The organism is Phaeodactylibacter sp. (genome assembly GCF_022763345.1).
Lineage (GTDB): Bacteria > Bacteroidota > Bacteroidia > Chitinophagales > Saprospiraceae > Phaeodactylibacter.
In genome coordinates this window covers 24,008-30,791 of the sequence record NZ_JALEGS010000083.1, presented here as the reverse complement: position 1 = coordinate 30,791, position 6,784 = coordinate 24,008, and the positions used below count along the sequence as shown (strand labels likewise).

Sequence of the window (6,784 nt, the reverse complement as noted above, 5' to 3'; positions counted from 1 at the left end):
GTTTGCCTGCGGCACGGGAGAATTTCTGGGCATCACAGCAGCCGCAGGTATCGCTATTGCTCACCGTTTGCTGCTGGGGGAACCGGCGAGTAATTCCGACCGCCTGCTCAACTTGTTCTTTATGCTCCTCGCTGGTGCCCTGGAAGGCAGCATCCTCGCTTACTTCCAGTATCGCCTTATCGGCAAAATTTTCCCGGAAATTGCCTGGAAGCAGTGGCTGGCCTATACCATTGCCGCTGCCATCAGTGCCTGGATGCTGGGCATGCTGCCCTCCCTTTTTCTAACAGAGAATGGCGCTACCGATCCCGGCATGGAACCTGCTCCTCTCATTTTCTACAGTATGGCAGCTTTGATGGGGCTGCTACTCGGTGCTTTATTCGGCTACTTCCAGTGGCTGACACTCAAGGGGCTGCGCAAAGAGGCCATGCTTTGGATCCCCGCCAATGCACTAGGCTGGGCAGTGGGCATGGTGTTCATCTTCCTTGGCGCGAGCTGGCCAGATACCAGCACAGGCTGGCCACTTATCCTGCTGGCGGGTGCGCTGGGCGGTATTACCGGAGGGCTGAGCGTGGGAGCTGTCACCGGTTTTTTTCTGCTTCGGATTGCCCGTTCGGACCATAAGCGCAACTGACATTTATCACTACTTTTCCCTGATTTATCCCCTTGCTCGTTTCATGAATTACAGGGAGATTAATAGTGAAAACAATACGTCATGACCCTGCTGATTGTCACTATTATCATATTGGCATTTTTGGTCTATCTGCTGCTGGCGCCTATTGATTTGGTGCTCAACTCTTACCAAAACTGCTACCAACTACGCTGGGGATGGATAGGAAAAGTGACTTTATCTCCCGGTACCGACCGTCCTCTGGTCCAATTGCGGGTCGGTCCATTTTGCTGGTACTGGTCTTTGGAAGACCTGGTAGAGAAAGCCGGACGGTCAGCAGGGAAGCAAAGCCGACGAGCTGCACAGCCCAATAAGCCCTCAGGCAAAAAGGGCAACCGCAAAAAAGGCTTTCCTTATCGCCTGATGCGCCACCTCCTGAAAACATTCAAGGTTAAAACCTGCCGCCTGGAGCTGGATACCGATGATTACGTTTGGAATGCCTGGTTGTACATTCCTTTAGGCATTTTCCCTATTCTGCAACGCTATATCACTGTGAATTTTGAAGGCAGGAATGCGTTGGCGTTTCACCTGCGCAACCGGCTTTGGTGGCTCGGCGCAGCTACGATCAAAAGTCAAATCACTCGTAAATAAACCTATTTAATCATGAAAATCAATTTCGAAGAGGTCCTCCCTCAAATCACCGACTTCCTCAAATCTGAGGCCAAAACAGAAACAATTATTGGACAGGCTTTCCAACTGGGCGAGTATAGTTGTGTACCCGTTATGCGGGTAGGCATGGGCTTCGGCTCTGGCGGCGGAGAAGGCAATAGCCCCAAAGAAGGTCGGGGTGAAGGCATGGGCGTAGGCGGCGGTATGGGCATGGAGCCAATCGGCTTCCTCGTTACCCGAGGAGAAGCAATCCAATTCTTGCCTACCCGGGAGAAAAGCGGGCTGGCCAGTGCGTTTGAAAAAGCGCCGGAACTAATGGAGAAGTATTTTGCGGCGCAAAAAGATGGCGCTAATGCAGTTTAGGGTTTCTCGAAAAAAAGTTTTTCAATTGGGTTTTGCTTTGATGAGGGACAAAAACCACCCATCGGGCGGGTTTTGGGACTTATCAAGGCTAAAGCTACCAAAGCAATTGGTCCCAATAATTCTCGGGATTGCCCCACTATTTAATTCTTAATCTGCCTCCTCACCGGAAGAAGCCGTTGTAGTGTTGAGAGTGGCAAGGTCAGCAGCTTTTACGGGCAAGGTTACCCGGAAGGTGGTGCCCTTGCCCACTTCGCTTTCCACCTCTATCTGCCCGCCCAGGCCCTCAATCTGGTTTTTGGTCATAAACAGGCCCAAACCCTGCCCTTCTGCACTTGCCACATGCAACCGGGAGCCCAGCTGGAAGAGCCGGTCGCGGAACCGCTCTAAGTCAATACCTAAGCCAAAATCCTGGACAGCGACCACCGCTCTACCCTTGCCTACAACTGCATTGATCAGAATTTTCTTGGAGGCCTCAGTAGTCCCGTACTTAATCGCATTGGTCAGGAGGTTGTGGAAGATGCTGTCTAAGTGGGCCGGAATAGCACTCACCCTGATATCTTCGGGCACGTTTACAGACACCTCCACACCGTGCTTTTTGATGATTTGATTATTGAGGTCCACAACTCTGCTTATTGTTTCGGACAGGTTACAGCTTTCCTTTTCCTTTTGGTTTATTTCCTTCTCGAAATTCAGCAGATGGTTGATATTTGAAATCGTCGTATCCAGCTTTTTAGTCGTTAGTTCCAGCATTTCAAGGTATTCCCGGTTATCGGGTTCTGCTTTGATCATTTCGTTAAGCGCGAGAAGATTGGCTACAGAAGCCCGGATATTGTGGGAGGTCATGAAGGAAAATTCCCGAAGGCGCTCATTCTGATCGGTTGTTTTCTCGAGCAGTTGCTCCAGGTCCCTCTGCTTTTGGGTACGCATCTGAATATTGACCAGCATCTGGCCGAAAAGCTTCAAAAGGGTAATTTCACGCTGGGTGTATTGATGCCAGTGCCGGACCGAATCGAAGCCTACAAAACCGATACAGGTTTCGTTGTTCATGAGCGGCACCGCCAGAAGGCTTTTTATACCCTGTGGTTCCAATACCTGCCTGACACCTGAATCATTCGGCAAATCGAACACATCCGGAATATACATTGGCAGTCCTTTGGTGTGCGTATCCACCCAATCAGGCAACATTTCCAAAGGCACTTCCTGCAGGTTATCGAGCTCAGGCTCTATGCCATCCCGGCACCATTCGTAAGTATTGGTGCAAATCTCCTGCTCGAAGTGATAGTCAAAAATGTAGACCCGGTCAGCATCCACAAACTCGCCCATCTGCTGTAAGGAAATATTAATAGCAGAAGCGACCTCTCCAAGCGGCAGATTGATATACTTGGATGAGATATCCATCAGGATTTTCTGCATCTGCGTCAGACTCTGCAGGCGTTGCTCAGAAATCTTGCGCTCCGTAATTTCCCGGCTGATCAGTACAATTTCTCCGGAGCGGGGCTCCAATTCCCCCTTGGTCTCCACCCAAAGCCATTCTCCATTGCGGTGTTTAAAGCGGTGTTCCAGCTCGAACGAACTTTGCGCGTCATCCTCTTTCAGGGCCTCCAGGGCGAGGATAGTTTTCTCAATATCTTCCGGGTGCAGGAACAAGGACAAGCGGTGCCCATCGGTCTCTTCGGAAGTATACCCGTAGTTGTCCAGCCAGCTGGGCGAGGTATAAAGCACTTCGCCTTCCGTATTGACCTTCAGCACACTATCCCCAATATAGTTGACCAGCATCTGGTAGTCCTGCCGGCCCGCTTCCACTTTCTTTTCCAGCTCCTGATTGTACTGGCTCAGGCGTTTGCTTTGCCGTTCGTAGTGGGTCTGCCGCACCATATTAACAAAAAACACCACTACGCCCAAAGCAGCAAGTATGCCCAGTACACCATACAAAGACTTGTACCAGACCGTCGATATTTGCAGGTAAAACTTTAAGGGCTCACTCCAACGGTGAGCAGAAGACTGACGGCCCTGAACTGTGATCTCGGAAACGCCCTTGCTGAGGTCAGAAAAGGACAATTCGTTATCGCGGGTGTAGATGGTACGGGGCGCTTCCTGCCCTCCTGATATTTGGATGCGATATTCTGTCAAAGTGGAAGGATAGCCTACGCTGAGGTAGCGCACCGAAAGGTAATCATCTATATCTGCTTCAAAGCGGTTGCTGGCCTTTTCGTAAACCACCCCTTTAGAAGACTCTACCTGTAGCAGCAGTGGCTGCCCCGTGGTGTTGTCAGGCATAGGCTGAACTGAAATAGCCAGCCCGTTGGGCGTGCCCACCCATATACCCCCTGAGCTATCAGCCCTGATGCTACGCCAGTTAATGGCTTTGGAAGGTAGCCCGTGCATGGTCGTGTAGGTAAGCAGCACACTGTCCTCCAGCCGGTTTAGCCCATTTGCAGTAGCAAACCAAATCTCGTTATCCGCTCCGATTGAGAGCGCAGAAACAGATATGCCATTAGTTTTTTCAGGAGATACAGCCGAGTAGCCTTCATCTGTGTAACAAAACAAACCAAGCGAAGCCCCCAGCACCAGCCCGTGATCTTCACTATGCTTCAAGTCTATAACCCGAAAATCCTGTTCCTTGTCTACCTCCAGCTGGCCTTCTACCGGAATAAAGCGCCCCTGTGCCTCGTCAAACCGGAAAAGCGGCTTTTCTGCACGCGTTCCTCCAACGTACAATTGCTCGTCCTGAGGATTGAAAAGGATAGCCTCCGGATTATCAGGCCAACCGTCCCCCTGATCCTGATACACCTCCACGCGGCCATTTTTGCCAAGGCAAAGCAGCCCTTTGGACTGAGCCTGACAGACCCACAACCTGCCCCTCTGATCAACAGTCATATTGAACACCTCCCTGCCGTAACCCGAAAGGTCGTAGGTTTGCTGGGAACGCTTCTCCCAATCAAGCTTCAGCACTTGGCCTCCGGCTCCGCCCATCCATAACCCGGAAGCCGTTGCTGCCATGGTGTATACCTCGAAGGGTGGCCTAAAAAAGGGCTGAAGGCGATTGCTTTCACTCCTGTTGGTAGGGGTGGCAAATACCTGCCCCCCATCGGAGAGGTACGTCATCCCCTCAAAGTGGGTGATATTCTGAATGTAGCGGTTGTTGAGCTGACTGGGGAAAGCCAATTCAAATGACTTTGGCTTGAGCAGCAGCAACCCGTTATCGGTACCGACCCACAGGTCTCCGTTCATCCCTTCCGTTAAGGAAGAAAAAGAGGAGACCTCCCAATCCTGCTCGAGCGCTTTAGCCTGCCCGCTTTTATCTAATCGAAAAATACCGTCATTGCGCACGGCAGCCACTACATGCCCACTGCCAAGCCGTTGCATGGCGATGGGACCCAGGCTGTTAAGCCGTTCTACGCCCTCCAGCTTGCCCGCTTCACTTAGAAGTACCTGATAAATCCCGTCATAAGTGGCGACCCAGATTTTTCCACGGCCTACCTGCAATGCCGCATTAGCTCCTACCGGGAATCGGTGCAGCGGGCCGGAGAACGTATCACTGTCCTCCTCATACCGGAAGAGGGCACCGTTCTTGGACACTGTGAATAAATGCCCCCAGCCATCTTCAGCAAAACTAAATGACAGGGTGAAATCATCACTATGGTACTCCGCGCTGAAGGGGTGGATTTTCATCGCCTTCCCTTCTACACAGAAAACTTTGTTATTGTTACTGCCCCAAATACGCCCCTGTTCATCTTTGAATAGTTTTTTAGTCAGCCGGATAGGTTGGTCAGGAAAAGCTTTCCGGACGACAGCGGACTGCAGGGAAGGCTCTACCCAATATAAGCCCTCGTCAGTGGAAGCCAGAAGCCGTTCCCCTACCAGCTGAACATCTTTGATAAAGGGCGTGGGAATCTTGTCAAGGAAGGTATTAAACTGATGCCCATCGTACCGGATGAGCCCCCCATCCGTGGCCAGCCAAATCAGCCCAAACGGATCTACAGCAGTGGCTTTGATCAGGGTGTTTTGCATGCCATCCAGCTCATTGTAACTAAACACCTTATACTGCTGTGCCAACAAGGAGCTCCCCGAAAGGGAGAGGAGAAAAAATAAAAGTATAATTAACGGGCTGCGCATATCCAGGGTTTTGTCAGAGGTGCCTCCGTACAGACCTGTAATATCGAACTCCATGGGCTTATTTGCAAGAAATAACTAAAAAATAAGAATGCCTGAGGCCCATTAATCCTAAATCACTGTTTGCCCGATGCGCTGAATCCGCAAATGATCTTTTAACTTTAGGAGTTAGCAAATATCCAGTAAACGGAAACCAACCACCATGAGAGGCTGCACGATCATCCTTATTTTTTTATTCATTCTCGGCTACGGCTGTGAGAGTGATGCCCCGCCGGCTGACACCGCCACCGAAACCGTCAGCCGTATTCCCTCCGACTCCCTGCGCCAACTATACCGGCAGTACCGTTCCATGCAAACCGATACGCTGCCTGCAAAACAAGTGCAGGAGCGCCATAAACTTTATCCGGTGGACGAAGCCCCAATGGATACGGCCTTCTTCGTTTTCCGGGAGCAATTGCTGCAAGCCGTGCAGCAACGCGATGTTTTTGCGCTGCTGGATGCCGTGGACAAAGACATCAAGGTTTCAGGAGCAAAAGAACCGGGCGTAGCGGGCCTGGTGAGCCGCTACGGGCTTACCCCTACCGCCGCCGACAGCCTCCCTATCTGGCCCATTTTGGAGGAGCTGCTGAAAGCCGGGGGCACCTTTAGCGACAACGGCCAGGCATTCACAGCCCCCTACTACGCTGCCACCTGGCCGGAGGCACTTCCCAAAAACAAGTACGCCGCTATCACGGGCAGTGGTGTACGCATACGCAGTGCGCCAAACCTCAGCAGCGATATCGTCAAAACCATTTCCTACGAATTAGTCCAGTACCTCGAAACGACCAATCAGACCGAAGTGATCGGCGGGGAAACCCACCCCTGGTGCCGAATTGAACTATCCGGGGGGAAAGTGGGGTTTGTATATGGTAAATTTGTGGCACGCCCTACCGGCTACCGCGCCCAATTTGAAAAAACAGGGCCACAGCAATGGGCAATGACACAGTTGATCTACGGAGAGTAACCTAAATTGGCTACCTTCCCATCAAACGC

5 protein-coding genes are annotated in these 6,784 nt (G+C 51.5%); 4 read left to right on the top strand and 1 reads right to left on the bottom strand.

Annotated features, from left to right (window positions below):
• The 3 genes from MRY86_RS21555 to MRY86_RS21545 all read left to right on the top strand — a co-directional run.
• On the top strand, positions 1–631 hold a 631-nt coding region (locus MRY86_RS21555; protein ID WP_293571930.1), incomplete at its 5' end, for a hypothetical protein.
• Between the two features lie 81 nt (positions 632–712).
• Positions 713–1,258 (top strand): hypothetical protein, encoded by a 546-nt coding sequence (locus MRY86_RS21550; protein ID WP_293571929.1) that lies wholly within the window; start codon positions 713–715, stop codon positions 1,256–1,258.
• 12 nt (positions 1,259–1,270) lie between these two features.
• Positions 1,271–1,639: a spore germination protein GerW family protein gene (locus MRY86_RS21545; RefSeq protein ID WP_293571927.1), complete on the top strand. Its 369-nt coding sequence runs from the start codon at positions 1,271–1,273 to the stop codon at positions 1,637–1,639.
• A gap of 147 nt (positions 1,640–1,786) precedes the next feature.
• On the opposite strand, the gene MRY86_RS21540 is transcribed toward MRY86_RS21545, so the two are convergent.
• The gene (locus tag MRY86_RS21540) at positions 1,787–5,809 is read right to left on the bottom strand and encodes an ATP-binding protein (RefSeq protein WP_293571925.1); all 4,023 of its coding nucleotides are present in this window, start codon (positions 5,807–5,809) and stop codon (positions 1,787–1,789) included.
• A 145-nt stretch (positions 5,810–5,954) separates the two neighbouring features.
• Between MRY86_RS21540 and MRY86_RS21535 the strand changes: the two genes are divergently transcribed.
• Positions 5,955–6,755, top strand: coding sequence for an SH3 domain-containing protein (locus MRY86_RS21535; RefSeq protein ID WP_293570018.1), 801 nt, complete (start codon positions 5,955–5,957; stop codon positions 6,753–6,755).
• Positions 6,756–6,784 lie beyond the last annotated feature (29 nt).